Genomic DNA, 25,758 nt, shown 5'->3' with positions numbered 1-25,758 from the left:
AGCGGCCGGGGTTGCGCGGCGAGGCGGTGATCGGTCAGTATCGTCGGCATGACTTGTGGAAAGGGCGGTCTCCGCCCGGCCCGTTGAGGCCCATGGAGCCGGCCGAGGAGCCGGCCCTCGATCTCTCCGCCGATGCCTTGCTGGCGCGTTTCGCGCCCCTGCCGTACCCGCGGCGCATGCGGGCTCTGGCGCTCCACGCCCGCCGGCTGGCCGGCACCTCCCAGCTGCGCGTCCTCCTGGACGAGCTGTCCGCGCGGGATCGGTACGCCCGGCGTACGGCGCTGCACGTGGCCATGGCGGCGCGCGACCTCGATCACGTCCGGGAGGTTCTCGCCGGGCCGGACATGGGGCTGCGGCGCGCGGCGCTGCGTGCGGTGCGGACCCTGCCCGTGCCGGATCCGGCGGTGGCCGCGGCGTTCGAGGACGCCCCTGCCGAGCTGCGGTTCGCGCTGTATCGCACGCTGGCGCTCGGTCGCCGGCACGCGCTGGCCGAAGCGCTCCTGCCGGACGTCCACGCGCGATGGGGGGCGCGCGAGGCGGCGGCGCTGCTGCCGGCCTGCGGTGCCGAGACCGTCGCGCGATGGCTGCCGGACGTCGCCCACGCGGTGACGTCCTGGACGGCGCTGGCCAAACGGCACCCGGGCGCGATCATGGCGGTGGCCGAGCAGGAGCTGGCGGGTGGCGTTCATGCGTGGAGCTGGTGGCGCCGCCGCGGGGCGGGCGTGATGCTCGCGGCCCTCGCCGAGCCGGCCCGCATGCTGGCTCTGCTGGAACGGCACGACCTGCGTCACAGCCTCCGCGGCCTGCCCGCCCCGGTCGTGAACGCGCTGTTCAGGGTGGATGCCGCGCGAGCCGGGAAGTTGTTCGCCGACCCCGTGGCGACCGGCTGGGAGGGGCCGGCGAAAGCGGTGCTCCGCCACCTGCGGTCGGGCTCGGACGCGGAGATCCTGCGTCTGGCCTCGTCCGAACACCGGCTCGACCCGGTGCTGCCCTCGCTGCCGCCCGCCCGCCGGGCCGCGATCTTCGAGGCGGTCGCCGCGCGGAGGGGCGGTTCCACCGGGCTGTGGGCGATGCGGTTCCTCAGATGGCTGCCTCCGGAGTCGGCGGCGGCCGAGGCGAGGCGCATGCTGGCCTGGCACGAGTCGGTGTGGCACTCGCCCCGTTCCCGCCTGGACAATCCGGACATCCCGCTGAAGCTCACCTCCTACCTGCCCTACGAGGAGGCCGTCGGCCCGCTGCGCGAGGCCGCCGTGGCCGGGGACCCCCGACGGCGCGGGCTGGCCAGGACGCTGCTGATCCAGTGCACGGCCCGGACCCGGGACCGGGCGGCGCTCCACGCGCTCCTCGCCGACCTGGCCCTGCGCACCGCCAACGAACAGGACCCGCTCCGCCGGGACCTGCTGGCCGCTCTGCGGGAGGTCCCGCCCGCGCTGCTCGACGACTCCTGCGCGGGGACGCTGGAGCGCATCGCCGCGGACGCCGTCGAGGCTCCGGACTCCTCCCCCGCCACCCAGGACGAGCTGCGGAGCCTGGCCGGCCGGGTCCTGCGGCACCACGACCCGGCCACCGCGCCGGCGCTGACGACGTGGGCGCTGGGCACGTACGGGAGGCTCGTGGCGCGGCACGGCGCGAGCGGTCTGGCCGCGCGGGAGCCCCGGCCCTCCCCCGTCCGCCGCCGCCGCTACCGCGCCCATGGCCCGGTCGCGGAGTCGCACCGCCTGGACCGGGTGCTGCGCGCGGGTCAGGAGCACGATCTACTGGCGGTGCTGCGTCCACACCTTCGTGCCGCACGCGAGCGGGAGGACTTCACCCTGGCCGTGGCCCTCGCCCACATGCTCGGCCGCCGTTCATGGGCGCTCGCCGAACTCCAGGACGACCTGCGCGCCGCCATCCGCACGGCGCCGGAGGCGCCGGCCCGCGAGGCTGCCGGCTTGTGGCTGAACCGTCCTCATCGCCGCCTGCGGACGACTCGTGCCGCAGCCGCCTCCGGGGGGCAGGCGCCGGAGCTGTCGAGCGGCCTCAGGATCGAGCAGGAGGGGCGGTCAGGAGGAAGCGGGAGCGTGCGGGAGGAGCGGGTGCTCTGGCTTGTGCGGGAGGACGCGTCCGCCGTGACGCTGCCCGCCGTCTGGCGGACCGTGGCCCGGCGTCGTACCGACCTCCTCCTCCCCCTCCTGGACGGCCACCGCGGCGGCCGTTTCGCGGACCCCGCGTGGGTGCCGCGGGTCGACGGCGGCGACGCCGGTCGATGGACGCCCGCCCAGCGCGAAAGGGTCCGCGCCGAGCTCACCGCCGCCGTCCACGACGAAGGGCTGCCCATCGCCGCACGGCTGGCCGCCGTCCAGGCGACCGGCCGGATCGGCGGCGGGCTGGCCCTCCTCGCCGCATGGGCGGACCGGGAGGAGACGATGCTGGCCGAAGCCGCCGTCACGGCCATGGCGCACGCCGGCGAGCCCGCCCGCGCGGTGCCCGTGCTCGTGGGCCACGCCGGCGGGCCGGCCTCCCGCGTCGCGGTGGCCGCGCTGGCCCGCTGCTGCCGTTCGACACCCCCGTCTCTGCTCGGGCCGCTGCTGGAGGAGGCGCTGACCGCCCCCGGCAGCAAGGTGACGCTGCGCAAGCTGGCCGCCCGCCAGCTGGGCCGCAACCGCCCGCCCGGCGCGGTGGACGTGCTGCTGCGGGCGTGGGCGGACCCGGGGCTGCACCGGGACGTACGGGTCGCCCTCGCCTCGGTGCTGCGCACGATCCCCGAGGACCCGCGGACCCTGGACGCGCTCGGCGACGCCGCCGGCCCGCACGCCGGCGAGCCGATGCTGCGCACGCTCTTCCAGGCCCACCCGATGGAGTACGCCCCCGCCACCCGCCCCCGTTACGCGGACCTGGTACGGCGCCTCCTCATGGCCGCCGACCTGCCCGGGGTGAGTTTCCGCGGGTCGAAGGCGTTCGCCGTGTGGGCGCACTGGTACCGGGGCGGCTTCGACGAGATCATCGAGGCCGTGGCTGATCCGGGGACGACCGGGGAGGGCATGGCGGTGTTCCTGGGGCTGCTGCGGGCCGGGTCGATCCGGTCCCAGGCGCTGGACGTCCTGGCCAGGCTGGCCGCCGCCGTACCCGGGGAGGACCTGCGGACACCGGCCAGGCAACGCGTGGACACCATCGCCCGCAGACTGGCCGCGCCCTTGGAGGAGGAGCCGGAGCCGTGGCGGCGGCGGCTCGCCCGGGACGCGATGGACGTGCTCGCCACCCAGCCCCTCCTGCTGCCCCAGGTGGCCGAGCTGGGCGTGGCCCTGGTCCCCAGGGAAACGGACGGGGACGAACTCGCCGACGCCCTGTGTTCCCTGGCCGACCTGCTCGCGGACCGGCCGGTGCTCGCCGCCCGGACGGCCGGCAAGGCCGTCTCGGAGCTGTTCGGCGAGTACGGACGGCGGCCGCCACTGCCGATCGCGGTCGCGCTGCCCGCGGCCCGGCGTCTGGCCGGTCGCGGTGACCTGTCCGGCGGCCTGTTCGCGCTCATGCTCACCCAGTCGGGAGGGCAGCGCACCGAGTGGGCGGCCCCGTGGCGCGACCTCCTCCGTGACCTGCGCGCCTCCCCGCACCTGGAGGTACGCCAGGAAGCATGGGACACCTCCGTGGACTGACCCCGGACAACCGGATGACCCGCGCCCTTGTCCTCGGGGTTGTCGCCGACTTCCCCGAGGCGGACCTGGTCGCCGTCCCTTTCTCCCACGCCGAAGTCCGAGCGCATCCGGGCGAACCTGGGCGGCGACGCGCTGATGGGGCGCGGGCAGGAGGCCCGCGCCGCCCGGACGACCGCGGCATCGGGTTTCCACGGCAGAATGATGCCGATGATCCTCCCGCCCGCCGCGCGCGTCTGCGTCGTCGCCGCCGCCCTGATCTGCCTCGCCGGCTGCGGCACGCAGGCTCCCGGCGCCGCGGCCGCGCCGGCCCGTCCCACGGTGACGGGTCTCCCGCCCGGCCACCCCCTGGTCCAGCCGCCGCCGACGGTGTGGTCCCCGCCCCCGACCCCGTCCTGCGCCGGCTCGGGACTGCTCCTGTACGCCGAACCGCCCAATGCCGCGATGGGGCTGCGCGTCCAGACAGTGACGCTCACCAACTGCGGCGACACGGTGCGGCAGGTCGAGGGGTACCCGCGTGTCCGGCTCCTGGACGAGGACGGCGAGCCGCTGAAGGTGAAGATCGACCGGGGCGCCCGGCAGGTCACCACCGCAGTCGAGGATCCCGGGCCGAAGGCGGTGACCGTACGGCCGGGCCGATCGGCCGCCTTCACCCTGGCGTGGCGCAACACCTACGGCGGCACCACCCGTCCGCCCGCCGTAGGCGCCACGCTCGTCGTCACCACCGGCTCCGGCAGGGAGCGCGTCAGCGGCCTCTTCGACCTCGGCTCCACGGACCTCCTGGGCGTCACCGCCTGGAAGCCGGTCCCGGTCAAGCGATGAGCCCGGCCACGGGCACCGCCGATGAGAGGTGGCCCTCCCTGTAATCCGATCTGATGATCGACCCGCATGAATGCGGCGATGGCGAGGCGACCCAATGGGCCTGATCACGGCCCCGAGCCGTCCCGAAGATGACGACGGCGCACGAGGGGCGCTGATCGCTCCGGGCGGCGGCCGAGGCCGCGCGGCCGCCCGCTCAGCTCGCCGGGGCCTCGGAGTTCGCCATCCGCAGCAGGTCGTCCATGGCCGGCGGCTGCTGCCCGCCCTGGGAGGCGCCCATGCTGAGGAGGGTCGCCAGCGGGATCTGGGCGATCAGCGCCTGGCTGGCCGGGTCGGTGAAGAAGCTCTTCTCACCGTCCGCGGCCTTCAGCAGGGTCTCCTCGACGATCTTCCTGCCCTGGGGATGGGCCAGCCATTCCTGAAGCGTGCTGTCGGCCGTGAGCGCGGCCCGCGGCGACTCCACGTCCAGGTGGATGCGCTGCTCCAGGGGCAGGTCGCGGGAGGAACTGCCGACGTGCACGCCGTACTCGCCCGGCTCGGCCACCCACTGCCCGTGCCGGGTGCTCCAGTAGCTGAAGGCCCGGGCGTCGAGCTCGATCACCACGCGGGCGCTCTCGCCGGGGGCCAGGCGGACCTTGCGGAAGCCCCGCAGCTCGCGTTCGGGACGGTCCACGTCGGCGACGGGGTCGCTGACGTACACCTGCACGACCTCGGCGCCCTCCCGCGTTCCGGTGTTCGTCACCGTGACCTCGACGCGGGCCTCGGGCCGGGCCGGGTCGGGGACGTGCACGGCCAGGTCGGAGTAGGCGAACGTGGTGTACGACAGCCCGAACCCGAACGGGAAGGCCACGTCCCGCCCGGTGCGGTCGTACCAGCGATAGCCGATGTAGAGGCGCTCCCCGTAGAGCACCTGCCCCTCCGAGCCCGGCCAGTTGACGTGCGCGGGCGTGTCGGACAGCCGGTGCGGGACGGTCTCCGCCAGCCGGCCGGAGGGGTCGGCGTGCCCGAAGATCAGGTCGGCCGCGGCGCCGCCGCCCGCCTGGCCCGCCAGCCACATCTCCAGCAGGGCGGCCGCGTGCTCGGTGAGCGGGCCGGTCAGCACGACGCCGCCGTTGCTCAGCACGACCGCGACCGAGGGGTTGACCGCGGCCACCGCCTCGAGCAGCCGGAGCTGTGCCTCCGGCAGGTCCAGGTCCTCGCGGTCGAAGCCCTCGGACTCGGCCTCCGACGGCTCGCCGAGGAACAGCAGCACCGCGGCGGCGCCGCGAGCCGCCTCTACCGCCTCGGCGAGCAGGACGGCGTCGGGCGTCCCGTCGAGGCGGAACCCCGGCGCGAACGCGACCTCACGCGAGGTGGCGCCGCGGATCGCCGTCAGGGCGTCGTCGAGCCGGGTCGGGTTGATGAGGGAGCTGCCGGCGCCCTGGTAGCGCGGGGTGCGCGCGAACTCGCCCAGCACCGCGATCGGGCCGCCGGACTCCGGGTCCAGCGGGAGCAGGCCGCCGTCGTTCTTCAGCAGGACCGCGCACTCCGCCGCGACGCGGCGGGCGAGCGCGTGGTGTGCGTCGAAGTCGGGCGCCGCCTCCGCGCGCCCCTGCCGCAGCCGGTCGTGGGTGCTCACCAGGCGTTCCACGGCGACGTCCAGGACCTCCTCGCTGAGCTCGCCGGCGCGCACGGCCGCGACGATGGCGGCGGCGCTGCGGCCCCCGGTGCCCGGCATCTCCAGGTCCAGGCCGGACCGGACGGCGGCGGCCGGGTCGTGCACCGCGCCCCAGTCGGAGACCACGTAACCGTCGAAGCCCCACTCCTCGCGCAGGACCGTGGTGAGCAGCCAGGGGTTCTCCGACGCGTACACGCCGTTGACCCGGTTGTACGAGCACATGATCGTGGCCGGCCGAGCCTCGCGGACGACGTGCTCGAACGCGCGCAGGTAGATCTCCCGCAGGGTGCGCTCGTCCACCTCCGCGCTGACTCGCATGCGGTCGGTCTCCTGGTTGTTGGCCGCGAAGTGCTTGACCGACGCACCGACGCCGCGCGACTGCAGGCCCGCGACCCACGCGGCGCCCATGACGCCGGCCAGCAGCGGGTCCTCCGCGAAATACTCGAAGTTGCGCCCGCACAGCGGGGAGCGCTTCATGTTGACGCCCGGGCCGAGGAGCACGTCCACGCCGAGCGCCCCGGCCTCGACCGCGAGCGCCTCGCCGACCTCGCGCAGGAGGCCGTCGTCCCACGACGAGCCCAGTGCCGCCGCGGTGGGGAACGCCGTGGCGGGCATGCTGTCGGCGAGGCCGAGGTGGTCGACCCCGGCCCGCTGCAGGCGTACGCCGTGCGGGCCGTCGGTGAGCAGCGCGGCAGGCACGCCCGCGTGCGACACCTCCGCGGTCGTCCAGAAACTGGCGCCGGACACGAGCCGCGCCTTCTCCTCGAGCGTGAGCCGTTCGACGACGGGTCGTCCGTCGGTCATGTCGTGACCTTCCTGTCCTGCGGGATGAGTGGAGCTAGCGCGCGCTAGCTGCCAGCGATGCGACGCTAACCTTGGGGCACTAGCGCGCGCAAGTGCCATGTCGGGAAACGGAAGGGCGGCCATGGGCGGACGGGAACGACGGGTGACGGCGAGCGACATCGCGCGGTCCCTGGGGATCTCCCGGGCCACGGTGGGCTTCGTCATCAACGACACCCCGGGCCAGACGATCTCGGAGGCGACCCGGCGCAAGGTGCTGGCCGAGGCCGCGCGCCTGGGCTACCGGCCGCACGCCGCCGCCCAGGCACTCGCCCGGGGCAGCAACCGCATCGTCCTGTTCATCCTGCCCGACTGGCCGGTGGAGCACAGCCTGCGCCGCTACCTGGAGGAGGCGACCCTCGTCCTGGACCGCGCCGGCTACTCGCTGGTGACCTGGACCCGGCACGCGGGCGGCCGTTCCCGCCCGCTGTGGGAGACGCTCGACCCCGACCTCGTCGTCCCGGTCGTCCCCCTCCCCCGCGACGACCTCGACGTCCTGCGCCGGGAAGCGGGCGCGCGGCTGCTTTTCGGCGGCGGTGAGCCCTCCGAGCTGCACGAGGTGCCGTCCCTGCGGGCCGGGCCGGCCCTCCAGGTGGAGCATCTCCACGAGCGCGGGCACGCCCGGCTGGCCGTCGCCCGGACGGGCGAGCCGCGCCTGGAGCTGCTCGCCGGCCTGCGTGCCTCCCTGGCGCGGGCGCGCGCCGCGGAGCTCGGCCTCGACATCGCCGACGTGCGGACGGTCTCCGACGAGGACGGCTCCGCGGCCGATGCCGTACGGGACTGGGTGGACTCCGGAGTCACCGGGGTGATCGCCTACAACGACGACATCGCCGCCGCCGTCGTGGGGGCGGCCGTGCGCGCGGGGATCGCCCTGCCCGGCCGCCTCGCGGTGGTCGGGCACGACGACAGTCCCCTGGCACGGCTGCTGGTGCCCGCGCTGACGAGCGTGCGCGTGGATGTGGCGGGTTTGGGCAGGTACGCCGCCCATCGCGCGCTCCACGCCCTCGGGGTCGAGGACACGCCCCCGGCCGAGCCCGACGTCTGGGCCAGTGTGGTTCACCGGGAGACGTCGTGACCGGGCGTCAGTCCGCCAGCGCCTGCCTGCGGCGGAGTTCGAGCTGCTGCCCGATCCGGGCGGTGTCGCGCGGGTAGGTGACGTACAGGACGGAGAGCAGGAGGCCGTTGATGATCATCAGGATGACCAGCACCCACAGGAACACGCCCTGGATGCCGAGCGTCGCCGCCAGCGAGCCGGCCAGGAGCGAGAACAGCGCCCAGGCGATCGTCTCGAACACCGTCAGCCAGATCGCGTACGCCTGCCCGCGCAGCTCCGGCAGCACGACGCCGGCCACGATGGGCCGGTTGACCGGCGGGTTCAGGCCCTGACAGGCGCCCAGCAGGGCCCAGAAGACCGCGTAGGTGGCGATCGTCTCGTACCGAAACTGCGTGCCGAAGAAGGCGATGACGGCGAACAGGATCTGGGCCAGTTGCAGGACCAGGACGCGTCCCCTGCTCGGCATGAGCCGGTCGAGCCGGGGCAGGATGAATCCGGCGCTCAGCGTGGCGACGCTGTAGCCGATGCCGAACGGGAGCGCCACCAGGATGGCGGTGGCGTTGTCGATGCCGCGCTCGGTGACCAGGAACTGCACGCCGAAGATGGCGATCAGCAGGTGGCCCGACAGGAGCCGGCTCACCATCATCACGGTGTACGTGGGGATGCGGAACAGGCCGACCACGGAGGCGACGGTGACCTTCGCCTTCGTCCGGTCCTCGTTCGCGAGGTCGGCGAGCTGCTTCTCGGAGGATCCGATGCCCGGATCCGTGAAGAAGGCGGCCACGACGAACCCGGCGACGATGCAGACGCCGCCGAGGGTCCACAGCGCCCAGCGCCAGCCGTCCTCGAGTCCGACGAAGACGGCCATGACGGGCGCGAGGACGATGGCGGCGAGCTGGAGCGTACCGAAGAAGATCCCGTTCGCCCGGGCCCGCTGCTCGTCGGCGAAGGAGTCGGCGATGACGGCCATGGCGATGGGCGAGCCGCCGATCACCGCGGCGGACATGAGGGTGCAGCAGATGAGGAGCTGGACGAAGTTCTGGGAGAAACCGGCGGCGATGCCGAACAGGCCGCCGGTCACCGTCGTGGCGACCAGCGCGCCACGACGGCCGATCTTGCTGGACAGCCACACCCAGAACGGGCCGGCCGGAACGCTGGCGATCTTGCCGAGCGCCGCGATGATGCCGAGATGACCGCTGTTGAGCCGGAGCGCGGCCGCGAGCGTGGGGAAGACGGTGTTGATGAGACCGGCTTCGGTGTTGTCGACGACGCTCACGCCGGAAAGGACGGCGAGATTGCGCCAGCGATGGGGGACGTTGGCGGCCTGAGCCGCTCCTGGCTGTACGGACGCGGTGGAGGCGCTGGCATCCATGCGGTGCCCCTGTCTGCAGTGTTGCGATAGAGAAACCGTCGCCTCAGTCGATCGAGGCGGCGGGTGTTGCCGTAAGAAGGCCGAACTGCTCGTCGATGCGGCGCAGGACCGCGGCGGGCACGAAGCCGAGACGGGCGAGGTCCAGCAGGCTCATGGGGGCGGGGGCGGCGAGCAGCTCCGACTGGACCAGGGCCGGGGCCTCCTGCGCGAGGACGTCCTTGGCGCCGGTGACGCCCAGCAGCTCCAGGAGGGGCGCACGGAGCAGGGCGGGAGCCTGGGACTCCGCGCCCGCGGGCAGCGGCACGGCGACGGCCGCCGCGCGTTCGCGCTGCTCGCGGACCAGCAGGTGCTCGCGGGTGACCTCGCCCTCGCGCGGGATGCCCAGGCGCTCGAACTGGCTGGGCGGGGCGTCGGTCTCGACCATGAGACGGCGCAGCAGCTCGATCATCCGCAGCTCCACGTCGTCGTCCACGATCGGGCTCTCCTGCGCCGGGTCCTCGTGCAGGTCGAACAGCAGGGTGCCGTGCTGCCACGGGTTCATCCAGCTCGGGGAGGCGGGCATCCGCATCGTGCGCAGGCCCTTGGTGAAGGCGAACGGCTCGGCCGGCTCCCAGTCCCGCAGCTCCGCCACCGAGAACCTGCTGCGCATGTGGGTGGGCATGAGCGTGAACTCCTCCAGCGGCCCGTTGGCCGCCTCCCTGCCCGCGCGCATGTAGACGTAGCGGCCGTCGGTGACGTTCACGTGCCCGCCGTGGATGCCGAACAGCGCGCCCTCCCGCAGCGGCCCGTCCTGGGCGAGGTCCGCGCCCTGCATGTCAGGGGTGGGCTCCTGGCCGAAGTAGCGCAGCACGGTCGGCGCGATGTCGATCGTCTGCGCCAGCTCACCCCGCCGCCGGTCCCGCCCACCGGTCCGCGGGTCCCACAGGAACATCGGCAGATGCACCAGTTCGTTGAACCACGGCATCACCGACTTGGCCCACCAGCCGTGCTCGCCCAGCAGGAAGCCGTGGTCGGTGTTGACGACGAGCAGGGTGTCGTCCCACAGGGCGTGCTCGTCCATGAAGTCCAGCACCCGGCCGAGCGAGCGGTCACACATCGACACCAGCGCGGCGTACTCCAGGCGGGCGTGCTCGACCTGCCCCTGCGGCTCCAGCACCTTCTGATACGGCGGCCAGTCGAAGGCGGGCCCGTCATAGTCGTGCGGGTAGCGGTCCTTGTAGTGCTGGTGGGTGAAGAACGGCTCATGGGGGTCGAACAGCTCGATCTGCAACAACCACCGGTCGGCGTCGGCGTTGGTCTCCAGGAAGTGCAGACCGGCGTCGACGGTCAGGGTCTGCGAGTGCTCGGCCTCGGTCGGCATGTACGTGCGGTTGATCACGTCCTGCCGCTTCATCGCCCCGTACGGGCTCGCCGGGGCGCCGTCGTCGGCGACCACGCCCTTCCACGGGTCGCCCTCCTGGCCCCGGAAGAACTCCCAGGTGCTGTAGCGGGTGTGGTAGGTCGCGCCGCCGTCCTCCCAGTAGTGCGGATGGTCGGAGACCAGGTGCGTGTGCACGCCCGCCCGCTTGAGCAGCTCCGGCATCGAGTCGTCGAACGGCTCCAGCGGGCCCCAGCTGCGGTGCAGGAAGTTGTACCGGCCGGTGTGCATCTCACGCCGCGCCGGCATGCACGGCAGCGACCCGGCGTAGAAGTTGTCGAACGTCACCGCCTTGGCCGCCAGCCGCGCGAAGTTGGGCGCGTCGACGAAGGTGTCGGCGTAAGGGGCGAGCATGTGCCTGTTCAGGCTGTCGAACATGAGGATGATGGCTCTCATCGCGTCGCCTCCTCGGCGTGATCGGCGTTGATCGGCTCTCCGTCGAGGAGCCTCCGGCGCAGCTCGATGAGCGAGGCGATGTGGCGGTCCATCGCCTCGGCCCCGCGCCGGTGGAGCCACTCGTCCATCTGGCCGCCGAGCTCGGCGTCGTAGCCCCGCGGCGGCTCGTCGAACCGGCTGCGGTCACGGTGGCGGTACCGCGCGACCTCCGCCACCCGGGTGTTGATCTCGACGTCGAGGATGCCGATCACCTGCTCGACCGTCATGAACCCGGCACTGCCCAGCCGCGCGTACAGGTCAGGGTCCTGGAAGCGCGTGGGCGGGTTGTACGGGCGTGTCAGCCAGTCGGTGAAGACCGTGTGGCCCTCTTCGGTCACGTGGTAGCGCTTGGCGTTGCTCGCCCCGGCGCGCTCCTCGATCGTGTGCTCGACCCAGCCGCGCTCCTCCATCGCCGCCAGCGTCCGGTATGCCTGGCTCATGGTGGTGTTCGAGCGCATGAACCGGCCGTGCGTGTCGAAGAACCTCTTCAGCTCATAGCCGGTGCTGGGGCGATGGAGCAGCCCGCCGAGCAGCAGAATCTCAAGCTTCATCAAATGTGCCCGTCGTTGTAACGGAGTTAACCGTGCCACAAGTGGAACGGTGATACCATGACACAAGTGTCACCCTCTGTCGATAGGTCCGACCCCTCTTCCTGCTGCATGCCGAACCTGGCGGCCGCCCCGGGCCGCGAGCCGATTCCCGCCGGGCGCGGCGCCCACCTGATCGGGCAGTGCCGCGTCGAGGCCGGCGCCTTCCGCATGGGCGACCCCTTCGGCGACGGCCTGGCCGGGGACGGCGAGTCGCCGACGCACGAGGTGACGCTCGACGCGTACGACATCGACGCGACCACCGTCACCAACGCCGACTTCGCCCGCTTCACCGGCGACACGGGCTATCGCACCGAGGCGGAGCTCGCGGGGATGTCGGCGGTCTTCCACACGCTGGTCCACCCGCGGGCGGACGTCATCGGCCGCTCGCCGCGCGCTCCCTGGTGGCTCGCCGTCGAAGGCGCGAGCTGGAGGCATCCGGAAGGCCCCGGCTCCGACCTGCTCGACCGTGAAGATCATCCCGTCGTGCACGTGACCTGGAACGACGCCCAGGCCTACTGCGCCTGGGCCGGGCGGCGCCTGCCCACCGAGGCCGAATGGGAACGCGCTTCACGCGGCGGCCTCGAAGGCGCCCGCTACCCCTGGGGCGACGACCTCCTCGACGCGCGGGGCGACTGGCAGGCCAACATCTGGCAGGGCTCCTTTCCCGATCACGACACCGCCGAGGACGGCTGGCCGGGCACCGCGCCCGTGCGCACCTACCGCCCGAACGGGTTCGGGCTCTGGCAGACCGTGGGCAACGTCTGGGAGTGGTGCGACGACCCGTTCGACCCGCGGGCGTACGCCAAACGAGCCCGCGCTCAGGTCCACGACCCGCGCTCCCGGGTCGCCCCGAGGCTCCGGGTCCTGCGCGGCGGCTCGTACCTGTGCCACGACTCCTACTGCAACCGCTACCGCAACGCCGCCAGATCGTCGAACACGCCCGACTCCAGCATGGGCAACGCGGGCTTCCGCACGGTGGCGCTCTGAGGCGACGGCCAGGCCGTCGGCCGCAGGGTCATGATTAGGTAGGCCCATGGCGCATGAATCGGGCAAGCCGACGATAAGGGGCGCGATCACCACCCCTGAGGCGCTTCTCGCGGCACCCGGTTACGTGGCCCGGCGGCTCCACCAGTCGTACGTGGCCCTGTGGACCCGCGTGGTCGACCCCGTCCTGACGGGCCCCCAGTTCGCGGTCCTCACCGCGGTCGACCACCATCCGGGCGTCGATCAGGGCTCGCTGGCCTCGTCGGTGGCGCTCGACCGGTCCACGATGGCCGACGTCGTCCGCCGGCTGGAGGACAACGGGCTGATCGTCCGGCACACGGCGCCGCATGACGGCCGGCGCAAGCTGCTGCACCTGACCGAGGAGGGGTCCCGGCGGCTGGCCGAGGTCGGCAAGCGGGCCCGGGAGCTCGACGAGCAGCTGCTGAAGGGCTACTCGCCGGCCGAGCGGGAACGGGTGCTGCGCGAGATGACGGCCCTCGCCGCCCGGTGGGAAGGGCTCACGGCCGGCGAGTGAAGCGCCCCGCGGGGGACGTCAGTTCCTCGTCTCACTGGGGTTATATCCTTTCCCACCTCTTGCTTTCCGTGGATCGTCCGTGTTCGGATTAATTTCGGCCCCGATCAGGAGAGGCTGGAGGAGCGTTGGCGGCGAGCCAGTCGTACCACGTCACGATCGTCGGCGGCGGCCTCGGCGGGCTGACCGCCGCGCTGTCGCTGCGGCGGCGCGGCCTGCGGGTCACGGTGCTGGAGCAGGCGAGCGAGCTGGGAGAGGCCGGGGCTGGCATCCAGACCGCGCCGAACGCCAGCCGGGTCCTGATCGGCCTGGGCCTGCGCGCCGCGCTGGAGAAGATCCACACCGAGCCGCTGGACCAGGTGCGCCGGCGCTGGCAGGACGGCAGCGTCATCGGCCTGACCCCGCTGGGCGAGTTCTGCAAGCGGGAGCACAACGCCCCCTACTGGCACTACCACCGCGCCGACCTGCACAAAGTGCTGCTCGACGCCTGCGTGGCGGACGACGGGCCCGGCCCCGTCGTGGAGGTCCGCACCGGGTGCGAGGTCACGACCGTGGACCGGACGAACCCCGCCCGGCCCGCTGCGGTCGTCGGCGACGGCCGGCGGTTCGAGACCGACGTGCTGGTCGGCGCCGACGGCATCCGTTCCAGGGTGCGCGACGCGCTGGGCCTGCCCGACACCCTGCGGTTCTCCGGCGAGATGGCCTACCGCGTCCTCATCCCCGGAGACAAGATCGCCGCCGATCCGGCGACCCGGTGGCTGGTGGACCGCTTCCAGAGCACCATCTGGTACGGACCGGACCGGCATCTGGTCCACTACCTGATCCGCGGCGGCGAGTGGCTCAACGTCGTCGCGATTGTGCCCTGCACTCCCGGGGTCGAGGAGCTTTGGACCGTTCCAGCCACCGTGGACGAGCTGGTCGAGGCCTTCCCCGGCTGGGACGAGCGGGTCGGCCTGATGTTGTCCAAGGCCGCAGGCGACATCTCGGCCTGGGCCATGTACCACCGCCGCCGTGATCCGGTGTGGGTGGACGGGCAGGTGGCCCTGTTGGGTGACGCGTGCCACGCCATGCTGCCGTACCAGGCACAAGGCGCCTCGCAGACGATGGAGGACGCGGCCGTCCTCGCCGAGGAGCTCGGCGCCGTCCCGGTCGAGGGGGTGCGGGCGGCGCTCATGCGCTATGTGTCGCGCCGCGCCAGGCGCGCCGGGATGGTCCAGGACGCGGCCTGGCGCAACATGGCCCTCTACCACCTGCCCGATGGGCCCGAGCAGCGGGCCCGCGACGACAAGCTGCGGCGCTTCGACGGCGAATCCGACGTCTCGTACCGGTGGTTGTGGAGCGGCAGCCCGCTCGACGACCGGGATGAGGAGACCTTCTCCTATCAGTTCCATGACTAGACCGGTCCGGCGCCGTCCCCCAGCCGCGCTCCCGTCTCCATCGTCGCCTCACATCCGGGTGGAACCATGAAAACAGGAGACCAGATCGTTCAGGACCTGCCGTGGAAGTGGCGGGTCCAGGGCAAGATCTTCGTCATCGGCGGCCTCGGCTACATGTTCGACGCCTGGGACGTCGCGCTCAACGGCTTTCTCACTCCCCTGCTGGGCACGGAGTTCGGCCTGTCGCTCGGCGAGCGGGGCCTGGTGGCGACCGCCAACCTCATCGGCATGGCGGCCGGCGCCGTCGCCTGGGGCACCGTCGCCGACCGGATGGGCCGCAAGCGGGCCTTCGGCCTGACCCTGCTCATCTTCGCGCTCTTCTCCGTCCTGGGCGCGGCCGCCCCCGGTTTCGAGGTCTTCCTGCTGTTCAGGTTCCTGGCCGGCGTCGGTCTGGGCGGGTGCATCCCCGTCGACTACGCGCTGGTCGGCGAGTTCTCGCCGAGCCGGCTGCGCGGCAAGGTCCTGGCCGCCATGGACGTCTGGTGGCCCGTCGGCGCGACGCTGAGCGGCGTGGCCGCCACCCTACTCGGACCGCTGCCGGGCAACTGGCGGTGGATGCTCGCCGTCATGATCCTGCCCGCGCTGCTGCTGTTCTGGGTGCGGCGCGGCATTCCGGAGTCGCCGCTCTACCTGGCCGGGACCGGCCGCGAGCAGGAAGCACGTACGATCATCGACGACCTGGTCAAGCGGACCGGCGCCACGCCCGAGCCGTACGTCATCGAGCCGCCCGTGGACGACGGCGCATCGCGCGGCCTTCGGGCGGCGCTCGGCCAGCTCCGCCTGGTCTGGGCATTCAGCCCGCGGGTGACCTCCGCCGCCTGGCTCCTGTTCATCACGATCATGACGATGTACTACGTGGCGCTGAGCTGGATGCCGTCGATCCTCATCAAGGAGGGCTACACCGACTACGCGGCCTTCGGTAAGACCACGCTCATGACCGCGGTCGGCATCGTCGGCGTGCTCGTCTCGGCATGGCTGATCGAGGCGGTCGGCCGCAAGTGGGTGATCGGCGTGTCGGCGCCGGTGGGCGCCGGGGCACTGGTGGGTTTCGCGCTGTACCTCGACGTCAGGTCGGCGGCGCTGCTGTGGCTGGCCGTCTTCGGCTTCGTCGTCCAGCTCACGATCCCGGTCCTGTACGCCTACGTCGCCGAGCTGTATCCGACCAGGATCAGGGCCAGCGGCTTCGGATGGGCGTCCTCGGTCAGCCGGGTGACCTCCGGCTTCATCCCGATGATCTTCGGCGGCCTGCTCTGGCCGGCGCTGGGGCTGACGATGACGTTCGTCGCCCTGGGCGCCCTGGTGCTGGCGGTCGTGCTGTGGATGGCGATCGCCGCGCCGGAGACGAGGGGCCAGGAGCTCGACCGCATCACCGACCCGTCCGGCGACACGGTGACCGCGAGCACGTGATGAAGCCCGCGCCGTTCACCTATCACCGCGCCCGCGACGTCGCCGGTGCGATCTCCCTGCTCGTCGAGCTGGGCGAGGACGCCAAATACCTCGCGGGCGGCCAGAGCCTGGTCGCCATGATGAACTTCCGCCTCGCGCGGCCGGCGCACCTGGTCGACCTGGGCGGGCTGCGCGGCGAGCTGGCCCGCCTCCAGGAGGAGGACGGCGTGCTGCGCGTGGGGGCGCTCACCACGCATCACGAGGTGGAGCGGGCGCCGCTCGGCCCCGGTTTCGCCGTGCTGCGGGAGGCGATGCGGTGGGTCGGGCACCTGCCCATCCGCACCCGCGGCACGGTGGGCGGCAGCCTCGCGCACGGCGACGCCACCGCCGAGTGGTGCCTGCTCGCGCTCCTGCTGGACGGCGAGGTGGTCGTCCAGGGGGCCAGCGGGCGCCGCCGCCGCGTCCCCGCCGGGGACCTGTTCCTCGGCTTCTACACGACGACGCTGGCGCCGGAGGAGCTGATCGTCGAGGTGGTGTTCCCCCGTCCCGCGCCGCGGGCGGCCCTCACCGAGCACGCCGAGCGGCGGGGCGACTTCGCCACCGTGGCCGCCGCCGTCGATCTCGACGCCTGCCGCGTCGTGCTCGGCGGCGTCGCCCCCGCGCCGGTGCGGGTTCCGGCGGCCGAGGCGGTGCTGGCCGGCGGCGGGACGTTCGCCGAGTGCGCCGAGGCCGCCGCGGCGGCCATCGACCCGCCGTCGGACGGCAACGGCAGCTCCGGATATCGCCGGGCTCTCACCCGGACCCTGGTCGAACGGGCTTGCGAGGCGGCGATGACGCGATGAGCTGGGTCGGAAGGTCGGCCGCCCGCCGGGAGGACCCACGGCTGCTGAGCGGTCACGGAAGGTTCGTCGACGACCTCCACGTGCCCGGGACGCTGCACGCGCAGTTCGTCCGCAGCACGGTCGCCCACGGCACCGTGACCGGAGTCGACCTGTCCGCGACGCTGGCGACGCCTGGCGTGGTGGCCGCGTTCACCGCCGCCGACCTCGACCTGGGCGACATCACCGCGATCCTCGACCGGCCGCCGTCGGAGTTCGTGCCGACGGCGATGCCGGTGCTGGCCCGCGACCGGGTGCGCTATGTCGGCGAGCCGGTCGCCGTCGTGCTCGCCGGCAACCCCTACGCCGTGGAGGACGGCGTGGAGGCGGCCCGGGTGATCTACGAGGCGGACCGGCCGGTGGTCTCCGCCGAGCAGGCGCTCGCCCCCGGCGCGCCGCTCCTGCACCCCGCCGCCGTGGCCAACACGCTGGTGGACGTGTCGATGTTCGCCACCGAGGGCATCGACGCCGTGTTCGCGGGGGCGCAGCGGGTGGTGAGCGTGCGGGTGAACTCCGCCCGGCAGAACGCGCTGCCGCTGGAGACCCGGGGCGCCGTCGCGAGCTGGGACCCGCGCGAGGAACAGCTCGTGGTGCACACCTGCACGCAGGTGCCGCACCTGGTCCGCACCCTGCTGGCCGAATGTCTCTGCCTGGACGAGCGAGCCGTCCGCGTCATCGCGCCCGACATGGGCGGCGGCTTCGGGCTGAAGTGCGTCGTCGGCCGGGAGGAACTCGCCGCCGCCGCGGCGGCCCTGCGGCTGCGCCGCCCGGTCAAGTGGATCGAGGACCGGCGCGACGCGCTCACCGCGTCGTTCCTGGCCCGCGAGCAGCACTACGACGTGCGCGCCGCGTTCGACGAGGACGGCAGGATGCTCGCGCTGGACGCCGGCATCGTGTGCGACATGGGCGCCTACTCCTGCTATCCGTTCACGGCCGGGATCGAGCCGCTGATGGCCTCGGCGGAGCTGCCCGGCGTCTACCGGGTGCCCGCCTACCGGGTGCGCGCCCGGGCCGTCGCCACCAACAAGGCGCCGTCGGCGCCGTACCGAGGGGTGAGCAGGCCGCAGATCGTGACGGTCATGGAGCGGCTGATGGAGCGGGCCGCCCGCGAGCTGGACCTGGACCCGGTGGAGGTGCGGCGGCGCAACCTGATCACCGAGTTCCCCTACACCGGGGTCAACGAGGTCACCTACGACCCCGGCTCCTACCTGGAGTCGCTGGACTTCTGCGAGCGGCTGCTGCGCGACGAGGGCTGGTACGAGCGCCGGGAGGCCGCCGCCGCCGAGGGCCGCCATGTCGGCATCGGCTACTCCTGCTTCAACGAGCGCACCGGCTACGGCTCCGCCGCGTTCGCCAAGCGCAAGATGGCGGTGGTGCCCGGCTTCGACCTGGCCGAGGCGCGGATGGACCTGAGCGGCACCGTGACCGTGACCACCGGCACGATGAGCCACGGGCAGAGCCACGAGACCACGATGGCCCAGATCGTCGCCGACCGACTGCGGCTGGACATCGCCCAGGTCAAGATCCATCAGGGTGACACCGACCGGGTCCCGTACGGGTTCGGGACGTTCGCCAGCCGGTCGGCCACCATCGGCGGCAGCGCCGTCGCCCGGGCGGCGAGCGCGCTGGGCGACCGGCTGCTGCGCCTGGCCGCGTACCTGCTGGACACCACCGGCGACAACGTCGAGCTGCACGACGGGTCCGTGCGGCGGCGCGACGACCACGGGCGCGCCCTGACCTACCGCGAGCTGGCCGAGGTGGCCTACCTGAAGGCGCACCTGCTGCCGAAGGACGCCGAGCCGGGACTGACCGCGAGCGCGTCCTTCGACGTGCAGGGCGACGGCACGTTCTCCAACGCCGCGCACGGCGTGGTCGTGGAGCTGCACCCCGGCACGGGCCAGGTGGAGATCCTGCGCTACGTCTGCGTGGAGGACTGCGGCGTGGCCATCAACCCGCAGGTCGTCGAGGGCCAGTGCCGCGGGGGCATCGCGCAGGGCATCGCCGGGGCGCTGTTCGAGCGGGTCACCTACGACGCCCAGGGGGAGCCGGAGTGCGTGTCGTTCATCGACTACAAGGTGCCCACCGCCTGCGAGATCCCGGACATCGAGATCCACCACCTGCAGACGCCGTGCGCGTTCACCGAGAGCGGCGCGAAGGGCGCCGGCGAGGGCGGCACCATCGGCGCCCCGGCGGCCGTGCTCAACTCGGTCAACGACGCCCTGCGGTCCACCGGCGTGGAGCTGGACGACACCCCCATCAGGCCCGAGACGGTGCAGCGGGCGATCGGAGCGTGCCCGTGACGGAGAAACTACTGATCAGCCTGACCGTGAACGGCCGGCGCCACGACGACCTGGTGATCGAATCGCGCTACACGCTGGTGGACGTGCTGCGCCACCACATCGGCCTGACCGGCACGCACGTCGGCTGCGAGCACGGCATCTGCGGCGCCTGCACGGTCCTGATCGACGGCGCCCCCGTGCGCGCATGCCTGATCTTCGCCGCCCAGGCCGAGGGGCGGGACATCCGCACGGTGGAGTCGCTGTCCCACGACGGCGAGCTGAACGACCTGCAGCGGGCCTTCTCGGCCTGCCACGGGCTGCAGTGCGGGTTCTGCACGCCCGGATTCCTGATGCTCGCCGAGGGATTCCTCGCCGAACGTCCCGACGCGACACGAGAGGAGATCCGCGAGGTGGTGTCCTCGAACCTGTGCCGGTGCACCGGCTACCAGAGCATCGTCGACGCGATCGAACGGTGCGCCCGCGAGCGGCGCGAGGCCCGGGGAGACGCGCGATGATCCTGGACAACGAGATCACCGTCCCCGCCCCGCCCGACGAGGTCTTCGCGCTGATCAGCGACGTGGAACGGGTCGTGACGTGCCTGCCGGGCGCCGCGCTCGACGGCCGCGACGGCGACGCCTACCAGGGTGGGGTCACCGTCAGGGTCGGCCCCGTCACCGCCGCGTACACCGGCACGGTCCGCTTTCTGGAGGTGGACGCCGGGCGGCGGCTGCTGCGGCTGCAGGGGCGGGGCGCCGACACCCACGGCGGCGGCGACGCCGAGGCCGAGGTCGTCCTCACCGTGGAGGAGGCGCCGGCCGGGTCGCTGCTGCGGGTCCGCACCGACCTGCTGATCCGCGGGAAGATCGTGCAGTTCGGCAAGGGAGCCATCGCGACCGTGTCCGGCCGGCTCCTGCAGCAGTTCGCCGCGAACCTCGCCACCCTCGTCGGCGCCCCGGCCCCCTCGGCCGCGCCGGTTCCCGCCCGGCCCGCGACGCGGGAGCTGGACGGTCTGGCGATGCTGCTGCCGACGGGCGCGCTCAAGTACGCGCCGGTCGCCGCCGCCTTCGTGGCGGGGCTGGTGCAGGGCTGGCTGCTCTGCAAGGTCCGCTGGCAGGCCAAGCTGATCAAGGAGTTGCGCCGTGGCTGACGGGCACGGAGCACGGCCGGGGGTTTACTCGGTGCCCACCCGGACTCCGAGCGCGATCAGGGTGGCGCCGAGGAGCGCCTCCTGGACGCGCCGGACGCGCCGGGAGCGGAGCAGATGACGAACGCGGTGCACGCTCAGGGCGATCAGGCCCAGCCCGGTCATGCTGAAGGCGACAGCGATCATCGCCAGTCCCAAAGCGACCGGCACGGCCTGGCCTGGCGAACCGGCCGGCACGAACTGCGGGAGAGCGGCCAGGAAGAACAGAGTGGCCTTCGGATTCGTGAGGTTGGTCAGGAGCCCCTGCAGGAAGGGTGTGCCGCGCCGTTCGGGCTCGGTGATGGCCGGTTCGACGCCCCCGTGCGCGGGGCCGATGCGCCAGGCCGCCCACAGCGAGCGGGCGCCGAGGACGACCAGCACCACCGCACCGGTGAACTTGACGAGCGCGAACAGCGCCTCGCTGCGCAACAACAGCTCCGCCAGACCAAAGGCGACCAGCGTGGCGTGCACGAAGAGCCCCGCCGCACAACCGAGCGCGGTACGCATCCCCGCTGACCGGCCGGACTTCATCGTGCTGCGGACGACCACGGCAGTATCGAGACCGGGCGTAATCGTGATCAGCAGGCACAGGCCGATGAAAGGCAACAAATGATCGGTCATCACACGATTGTGCCGCAGGACAACGCGATGCCGATGGGTGAACAAGCGCACCGTATCCTCCGATGAACCCTCATAATCCGGCAAGCCTGCGGGAGACGTCGATGTCAGCGCTTTCACGGACCTGTCCGTCACCTCCGGTCCGGGAAGCTGCGGGCGGGGAGGCGGCGGTGTGGCTGTGGCCCGGCCGCGCCCTGTACGCCGGGCCGTCCCTGCGGCTGGGCCCGCACTCCGGCGCGGTGGCGTGCGTGGCCGTCGGCGTGGACGCGCCCTTCGCCGTACGACGCGCGCCCGGCGGCGAACTGCGGGCGCGGACCGCCCTCATCCCGCCACGGGTCCGGCACCAGCTCACGGCGGGTGGCGACCGCATGGTCTTCCTCTACCTCGACCCGGGCTCGGCCGAGGACCGGGCGTGCCGGGCCAGGTTCACCGCCGGCGACGGCGGCGTCATGACCGGGCACGAAGCCGAGGCCGGCCTTCTGGTCCGGGCGGCGGCCATCTCCGCGCACAGCCCGGACCGGCAGATCACCGCCTGGGCGGACGAGGCCACCGGCCATGAGCCGCCGTCGTTCACCGACCCCCGGATCGCCGCCGCCATGCGCCGCCTGATCGGCGCGGACGAGCCCTTGGCCGCCGCGCTGCTGGCCGCCGAGCTGGGACTGTCGGAGTCACGCTTCCTGCGGCTGTTCAGGGAACGTACGGGCACCTCGTACCGGAGGTTTCGGCTGTGGGCGCAGATGCACCGGGCCGCTCGTGCGCTGGCCGCGGGCGAGAACCTCACCCGTGCCGCGGCCGACGGCTACTTCGCCAGCCCCTCCCACTTCAGCACCGCGTTCCACGCGATGTTCGGCCTCCCCCCGAGCGCGCTGCTCTCCCGACAGCTCACGATCCGGTGCCTGGATCCCCTGGTGTGACGGGACGGCTCACCAGGCGATGGCTGCCAGCAGCGCGCCACCGCCCACGGCCTCCACCCAGAAATACAGCCACGAGGGATAGAACGCCGACGGCCGCTCGACCGACCGCGCCACCAGCCGGCCGGCGGCCATGCCCAGCAGGGACCCGGCGACGGTCACGACCACGCCCGTCCGCAGCCCGCCCGCGTCGACCGCCGCGGCCAGCAGCAGGCCCGCGACGGCCACGCCGAAGCCGCCGTACACGGCACGGACCTCGGTCCGCGCCTCGACCGAGTCGGCCACGATCCGGAACGGCCTGATCAGCGCGGCAGGCGCGAGGAGGCCGTAAACGCCCATCCCGAGGAAGAACACCGCCGCGGCGGCGATCACGACAGTCGACATGAAAGTGCTCCCCTTTGTCACAGCAGCTTGCCTGGCCAGGACAGCCTGCCGCTCGCGCACCGCACCCGGCTTTCACCGACCCGTCACGTTCCCGGACGAGACAGCACTCGACCGCCCGCAACCGCGTGCAGGACCGCCCACGCGGACGGGCCGGGCCGCAAAATCGTTCGATCGCGGCGGCGGTCACGATCTACGATGCGGACGTGTGGGCAACAGATTGAGCCATGTCGCGACGGTGAACGAGCAGATCGCCGCCGACGGCCGGTACACCGCCGAGGACGGCACCCTCGTCACCGTGGGTCCCGCGCTGGCCGCGGCGATCGCCGGCACGGTGAGCCATCCGCCGGACGAGCCGATTACCGCGCCGACCGCCGCGGGCCGCCGCGCGTCTTTCGAGGTCACCGCGGAAGGCAGCCTGCAGGCCGCGCGGCGGCTGCACCTGGCAGGCGCCGAACGGATCGCCGTGCTGAACTTCGCCTCGGCCCGCAATCCCGGAGGCGGCTACCTCGGCGGGGCCAAGGCGCAGGAGGAGGACCTGTGCCGCGCGAGCCTGCTGTACCCGTGTCTGCTGAACGCCCCCGACTACTACGCCGCGCACCGCGCCTCCTCCGACCTGCTCTACAGCCACCGGGTCATCTGGTCTCCCGATGTGCCGGTGCACCGCGACGACCGTGGCCGGCTGCTGAGCGAGCCGTACCTGGTCTCGTTCCTGACCTCGCCCGCGCCCAACGCCGGGCAGCTGCTGCGGCGCGATCCCGGCGCGGGGCCGCGGATCCGGCGCGCGCTGCACGAGCGTGCCGGACGCGTGCTGGCGGTCGCCGCGCACCACGGCGCGCGGCAGCTCGTGCTCGGGGCGTGGGGGTGCGGGGTGTTCCGCAACGACCCGCATGAGGTCGCCGCGGCCTTCCACGCCCACCTGGCCGAGGGCGGGGTGTTCGAACGGGTGGTGTTCGCGGTGTGGGCCCGGTCGGAGGAGTCGGCCAACCGGGCCGCGTTCGCCGAACGCTTCGGGGCCGGGTGAGCGTGTCGGCGCAGGTTGCTCGACCGCGTATAAATTGCGGGGATGACCTTCGATGATCTCATCCCGTCCGCCGGTGAGTCGCCGCTGGTGTCGCGGCCGGTCACCCAGGCCGTGATCCTCGCCGGTGGCAAGGGATCACGCCTGCGCCCGTACACCGACACCCATCCCAAGCCGATGATCGAGATCCCGGGCACCGGCCTGCCCATCATCGGCCACCAGCTGGAATGGCTGGCGGCGGAGGGAGTGACCGATGCCATCATCTCCTGCGGCTACCTGTCCGAGGTCGTCATCGACTGGCTGGGCGGGGCGAGTCTGCCGCTCAAGGTGACCCCGGTGATCGAGACCGAAGCGCTCGGGCGTGGTGGCGGGCTGAAGTTCGCCGCCGCCTCCCTGCCCCGACCGGATGAGCCCTGGTACGCCACCAACGGCGACATCTGGACCCGCTTCAGCCTGCGCGCCATGGCGGACTTCCACCATGAGCGCGACGCCCATGCCACCCTCGCCCTGGCTCGCCCTCGGCTCCCTTGGGGGACCGTCGACATCGACCGTTTCGGCAATGTCCTGGACTTCGTCGAGGCTCCGCCGTCGCCCTATCCGATCAATGCCGGGGTCTATGTCTTCTCCGCCGAGTTCGCCTCGATGCTCCCGGATGTCGGCGACCATGAGCGAAGCACGTTCCCCTACCTCGCCCGCCAGCGTCGCCTGGCGGGTTATGAGTTGCCGCAAGGGGTGTACTGGCGGGCCATCGACACCGCCAAGGATCTGAACGAGGCCGCCAAGGAACTGGCCGCCTTCCGCAAGAAGAACACGGCGTCCTGATCGCGCCGGACGGATGGTCATAACTCAAAAGAGTGCGTGGCGCGTTACTTCATTTTCGCCGTGATGCCGGGGAGTGTGGACCGTACGCCCATCTCTGCAGGGAGGATGACGTTGTCGACATCCGTGGGCCAGGAACCCACTCCCCCGAACGTGCCGTTCCTCGATGTCCTGGATCCGGCTTTCGACTTCGGCGCCCCCGAGGTCTCCGCGGCCCAAGCGGAAAGCTGGTACGCGACCAGCCCCATCGGCCTGCTCGTACTGCGCTATGAGCAGGCCAATGACCTCCTACGCGACCGGAGGCTGGACCACAACGGCAAGCGGTACCTGGAGACGAACGGGATCTTCGACGGTCCGATCTACGACTGGTTCGTCCCGATGATCGTCAACCACGAAGGAGAGGACCACCGCCGCCTGCGCCGCCTGACGAGCAAGGCGTTCACCGCGCGCACGGTGGAGAGCCTGCGGCCGTTCATCCGGGAGCAGGCCGAGCAGCTGACCGAGGGCCTGGCGTCGGCCGGGACGTGCGAGTTCGTCGAGGACTTCGGCTCCCGGCTGCCGCTGACGGTCATGTGCCGGTTGCTCGGCGTGCCGCCCGAGGACTACGACGTGTTCGGAGCCTGGACCAGAGACATCGGCCTGGTCTTCAGCCTCGCGACCGGCGGCGATGTCGTCACCAGGGTGGAAGCCGCGGTACGCGGCCTGAACGACTACGCCGACTTCCTCATCGAGGAGAAGTCGGCCAGGCCCACCGACGACCTCAGCTCCGCCCTGGTCGCGGCCTACCAGGCCGACGACGGCCGAGTCACCAGGGACGAGCTGCGCAACCTGCTGGTCACGCTCGTGTTCGGCGCCCAGGACAACACCCGCTACCAGCTCGCGAACGCCATGGTCGTCTTCGCCGAGCACCCCGACCAGTGGACCCTGCTGGGGCAGCGGCCGGAGCTGGCGGCCCAGGCCGTCGAAGAGGTGATGCGCTGGCTTCCCTCGGCGGGCACCATCTACCGGTTCGCCGCGGAGGACTTCTACTACGAGGGACTGCACATCGCGCGCGAGACGTTCCTCACGATGTGCGTGAGCATCGCCCAGCGCGACCCGCGTGCGCACAAGAACGCCGATCGATTCGACATCACGGCGGTCAGGGACAGCCCCCCGCTGCAGTTCGGCGCGGGCCCGCACCACTGCCTGGGCGCGGCTCTGGCCCGCGTCGAGATCGGGGAGGCGCTGCCCATCCTCGCCGCCCGGCTGGGCCCGCCCTCCGTCGCGGGGCCGGTCGCCTGGCAGGGCCCCCTCGGGATCCAGGGCCCGGACACGCTGCCGCTGCGCTTCGGCTGATCAGGACCGGCGCCCGCCCTCCTCCCGGGGAGGGCGGGGTTCCGGGGCGCTCACGGCCGGGAGACGCCGTGGTAGTGCGGCAGGTCCAGCGGCGGCACCGGGAAGCCACCTGCCGTCGGCTCTTCGGACAGTTCCTCGAACTCGGCCTCGACCTGGGCCTTCTGGGCCTCCTTGCGCCGCTG

The 25,758-nt window shown here is 72.6% G+C and carries 21 protein-coding genes; 15 read left to right on the top strand and 6 right to left on the bottom strand.

The window, feature by feature from the left end; genetic code table 11:
- The first annotated feature begins 92 nt into the window (after positions 1-92).
- Entirely contained in the window at positions 93-3,632 is a 3,540-nt protein-coding gene (locus ABZX61_RS61495; RefSeq protein ID WP_355211460.1) for a hypothetical protein, read from the top strand.
- A gap of 207 nt (positions 3,633-3,839) precedes the next feature.
- Complete coding sequence (locus tag ABZX61_RS61490) at positions 3,840-4,451, top strand: DUF4232 domain-containing protein (RefSeq protein WP_355211457.1); 612 nt, start codon at positions 3,840-3,842, stop codon at positions 4,449-4,451.
- Positions 4,452-4,644: 193 nt separating this feature from the next.
- Here ABZX61_RS61490 and ABZX61_RS61485 read toward each other — a convergent pair whose 3' ends face one another.
- On the bottom strand, positions 4,645-6,909 hold the full coding sequence (locus ABZX61_RS61485; protein WP_355211454.1) for a glycoside hydrolase family 3 C-terminal domain-containing protein: 2,265 nt from the start codon (positions 6,907-6,909) through the stop codon (positions 4,645-4,647).
- A gap of 142 nt (positions 6,910-7,051) precedes the next feature.
- Here ABZX61_RS61485 and ABZX61_RS61480 point away from each other — a divergent pair, with 142 nt between their 5' ends.
- The gene (locus ABZX61_RS61480) at positions 7,052-8,020 is read left to right on the top strand and encodes a LacI family DNA-binding transcriptional regulator (protein WP_355211451.1); all 969 of its coding nucleotides are present in this window, start codon (positions 7,052-7,054) and stop codon (positions 8,018-8,020) included.
- A gap of 7 nt (positions 8,021-8,027) precedes the next feature.
- Here ABZX61_RS61480 and ABZX61_RS61475 read toward each other — a convergent pair whose 3' ends face one another.
- From ABZX61_RS61475 to ABZX61_RS61465, 3 genes are read right to left on the bottom strand one after another with little or no spacing between them, the layout of a single operon-like run.
- A complete protein-coding gene (locus tag ABZX61_RS61475) occupies positions 8,028-9,371 on the bottom strand; it encodes an MFS transporter (protein ID WP_355211449.1) in 1,344 nt (447 codons plus the stop codon).
- Between the two features lie 43 nt (positions 9,372-9,414).
- Positions 9,415-11,184, bottom strand: coding sequence for a sulfatase (locus ABZX61_RS61470; RefSeq protein WP_355211446.1), 1,770 nt, complete (start codon positions 11,182-11,184; stop codon positions 9,415-9,417).
- Positions 11,181-11,774 (bottom strand): PadR family transcriptional regulator, encoded by a 594-nt coding sequence (locus ABZX61_RS61465; RefSeq protein WP_355211443.1) that lies wholly within the window; start codon positions 11,772-11,774, stop codon positions 11,181-11,183. The genes ABZX61_RS61470 and ABZX61_RS61465 overlap by 4 nt, the downstream gene beginning before the upstream one ends.
- Before the next feature lie 108 nt (positions 11,775-11,882).
- On the opposite strand from ABZX61_RS61465, the gene ABZX61_RS61460 reads away from it, so the two are divergent.
- The 8 genes from ABZX61_RS61460 (at position 11,883) to ABZX61_RS61425 (ending at position 20,455) form a co-directional block, all read left to right on the top strand.
- On the top strand, positions 11,883-12,800 hold the full coding sequence (locus tag ABZX61_RS61460) for a formylglycine-generating enzyme family protein (protein ID WP_355211440.1): 918 nt from the start codon (positions 11,883-11,885) through the stop codon (positions 12,798-12,800).
- A 46-nt stretch (positions 12,801-12,846) separates the two neighbouring features.
- A complete protein-coding gene (locus tag ABZX61_RS61455; protein ID WP_355211437.1) occupies positions 12,847-13,332 on the top strand; it encodes a MarR family winged helix-turn-helix transcriptional regulator in 486 nt (161 codons plus the stop codon).
- 125 nt (positions 13,333-13,457) lie between these two features.
- Complete coding sequence (locus ABZX61_RS61450) at positions 13,458-14,726, top strand: FAD-dependent oxidoreductase (protein WP_355211434.1); 1,269 nt, start codon at positions 13,458-13,460, stop codon at positions 14,724-14,726.
- Between the two features lie 66 nt (positions 14,727-14,792).
- On the top strand, positions 14,793-16,172 hold the full coding sequence (locus ABZX61_RS61445; RefSeq protein WP_355211431.1) for an MFS transporter: 1,380 nt from the start codon (positions 14,793-14,795) through the stop codon (positions 16,170-16,172).
- A complete protein-coding gene (locus tag ABZX61_RS61440; RefSeq protein ID WP_355211545.1) occupies positions 16,172-16,993 on the top strand; it encodes an FAD binding domain-containing protein in 822 nt (273 codons plus the stop codon). Before ABZX61_RS61445 ends, ABZX61_RS61440 begins: the two co-directional genes overlap by 1 nt.
- Positions 16,990-19,329, top strand: a complete 2,340-nt coding sequence (locus ABZX61_RS61435) for a xanthine dehydrogenase family protein molybdopterin-binding subunit (RefSeq protein WP_355211428.1) — start codon at positions 16,990-16,992, stop codon at positions 19,327-19,329. The genes ABZX61_RS61440 and ABZX61_RS61435 overlap by 4 nt, the downstream gene beginning before the upstream one ends.
- Complete coding sequence (locus tag ABZX61_RS61430) at positions 19,326-19,823, top strand: (2Fe-2S)-binding protein (protein WP_355211425.1); 498 nt, start codon at positions 19,326-19,328, stop codon at positions 19,821-19,823. The genes ABZX61_RS61435 and ABZX61_RS61430 overlap by 4 nt, the downstream gene beginning before the upstream one ends.
- Positions 19,820-20,455, top strand: coding sequence for an SRPBCC family protein (locus tag ABZX61_RS61425; protein ID WP_355211422.1), 636 nt, complete (start codon positions 19,820-19,822; stop codon positions 20,453-20,455). Before ABZX61_RS61430 ends, ABZX61_RS61425 begins: the two co-directional genes overlap by 4 nt.
- Before the next feature lie 24 nt (positions 20,456-20,479).
- Here the strand turns inward: ABZX61_RS61425 and ABZX61_RS61420 are convergent, their stop codons facing one another.
- The gene (locus tag ABZX61_RS61420; RefSeq protein ID WP_355211419.1) at positions 20,480-21,229 is read right to left on the bottom strand and encodes a LysE family translocator; all 750 of its coding nucleotides are present in this window, start codon (positions 21,227-21,229) and stop codon (positions 20,480-20,482) included.
- A gap of 50 nt (positions 21,230-21,279) precedes the next feature.
- Between ABZX61_RS61420 and ABZX61_RS61415 the strand changes: the two genes are divergently transcribed.
- Positions 21,280-22,023 carry a helix-turn-helix domain-containing protein gene (locus ABZX61_RS61415; protein ID WP_355211416.1) on the top strand — a complete coding sequence of 248 codons (744 nt, stop codon included), beginning with the start codon at positions 21,280-21,282 and terminating at the stop codon, positions 22,021-22,023.
- Between the two features lie 9 nt (positions 22,024-22,032).
- Here ABZX61_RS61415 and ABZX61_RS61410 read toward each other — a convergent pair whose 3' ends face one another.
- The gene (locus ABZX61_RS61410) at positions 22,033-22,404 is read right to left on the bottom strand and encodes a DUF4345 family protein (protein ID WP_355211413.1); all 372 of its coding nucleotides are present in this window, start codon (positions 22,402-22,404) and stop codon (positions 22,033-22,035) included.
- A 205-nt stretch (positions 22,405-22,609) separates the two neighbouring features.
- Here ABZX61_RS61410 and ABZX61_RS61405 point away from each other — a divergent pair, with 205 nt between their 5' ends.
- From ABZX61_RS61405 to ABZX61_RS61395, 3 genes are all read left to right on the top strand, one after another.
- Positions 22,610-23,425 carry a TIGR02452 family protein gene (locus ABZX61_RS61405; RefSeq protein ID WP_355211410.1) on the top strand — a complete coding sequence of 272 codons (816 nt, stop codon included), beginning with the start codon at positions 22,610-22,612 and terminating at the stop codon, positions 23,423-23,425.
- 42 nt (positions 23,426-23,467) lie between these two features.
- Positions 23,468-24,244: a nucleotidyltransferase family protein gene (locus ABZX61_RS61400; protein ID WP_355211408.1), complete on the top strand. Its 777-nt coding sequence runs from the start codon at positions 23,468-23,470 to the stop codon at positions 24,242-24,244.
- Between the two features lie 111 nt (positions 24,245-24,355).
- A complete protein-coding gene (locus ABZX61_RS61395; protein WP_355211405.1) occupies positions 24,356-25,576 on the top strand; it encodes a cytochrome P450 in 1,221 nt (406 codons plus the stop codon).
- Positions 25,577-25,758 lie beyond the last annotated feature (182 nt).

The organism is Nonomuraea sp. NPDC003709 (assembly GCF_040610775.1).
Taxonomy (GTDB): Bacteria; Actinomycetota; Actinomycetes; order Streptosporangiales; family Streptosporangiaceae; genus Nonomuraea; species Nonomuraea angiospora_A.
The sequence above is the reverse complement of the archived record's forward strand: the minus strand, read 5'-3'. Positions and strand labels throughout refer to the sequence as shown.

What these genes read in the sequence shown, in the direction of transcription:
- ABZX61_RS61495 (WP_355211460.1), top strand. Translation starts at nt 93, where the DNA reads ATGGAGCCGGCCGAGGAGCCGGCCCTCGATCTCTCCGCCGATGCCTTG.
- ABZX61_RS61490 (WP_355211457.1), top strand. Translation starts at nt 3,840, where the DNA reads ATGATCCTCCCGCCCGCCGCGCGCGTCTGCGTCGTCGCCGCCGCCCTG.
- ABZX61_RS61485 (WP_355211454.1), bottom strand. Translation starts at nt 6,909, where the DNA reads ATGACCGACGGACGACCCGTCGTCGAACGGCTCACGCTCGAGGAGAAG.
- ABZX61_RS61475 (WP_355211449.1), bottom strand. Translation starts at nt 9,371, where the DNA reads ATGGATGCCAGCGCCTCCACCGCGTCCGTACAGCCAGGAGCGGCTCAG.
- ABZX61_RS61470 (WP_355211446.1), bottom strand. Translation starts at nt 11,184, where the DNA reads ATGAGAGCCATCATCCTCATGTTCGACAGCCTGAACAGGCACATGCTC.
- ABZX61_RS61465 (WP_355211443.1), bottom strand. Translation starts at nt 11,774, where the DNA reads ATGAAGCTTGAGATTCTGCTGCTCGGCGGGCTGCTCCATCGCCCCAGC.
- ABZX61_RS61460 (WP_355211440.1), top strand. Translation starts at nt 11,883, where the DNA reads ATGCCGAACCTGGCGGCCGCCCCGGGCCGCGAGCCGATTCCCGCCGGG.
- ABZX61_RS61455 (WP_355211437.1), top strand. Translation starts at nt 12,847, where the DNA reads ATGGCGCATGAATCGGGCAAGCCGACGATAAGGGGCGCGATCACCACC.
- ABZX61_RS61445 (WP_355211431.1), top strand. Translation starts at nt 14,793, where the DNA reads ATGAAAACAGGAGACCAGATCGTTCAGGACCTGCCGTGGAAGTGGCGG.
- ABZX61_RS61440 (WP_355211545.1), top strand. Translation starts at nt 16,172, where the DNA reads ATGAAGCCCGCGCCGTTCACCTATCACCGCGCCCGCGACGTCGCCGGT.
- ABZX61_RS61435 (WP_355211428.1), top strand. Translation starts at nt 16,990, where the DNA reads ATGAGCTGGGTCGGAAGGTCGGCCGCCCGCCGGGAGGACCCACGGCTG.
- ABZX61_RS61425 (WP_355211422.1), top strand. Translation starts at nt 19,820, where the DNA reads ATGATCCTGGACAACGAGATCACCGTCCCCGCCCCGCCCGACGAGGTC.
- ABZX61_RS61410 (WP_355211413.1), bottom strand. Translation starts at nt 22,404, where the DNA reads ATGTCGACTGTCGTGATCGCCGCCGCGGCGGTGTTCTTCCTCGGGATG.
- ABZX61_RS61400 (WP_355211408.1), top strand. Translation starts at nt 23,468, where the DNA reads ATGACCTTCGATGATCTCATCCCGTCCGCCGGTGAGTCGCCGCTGGTG.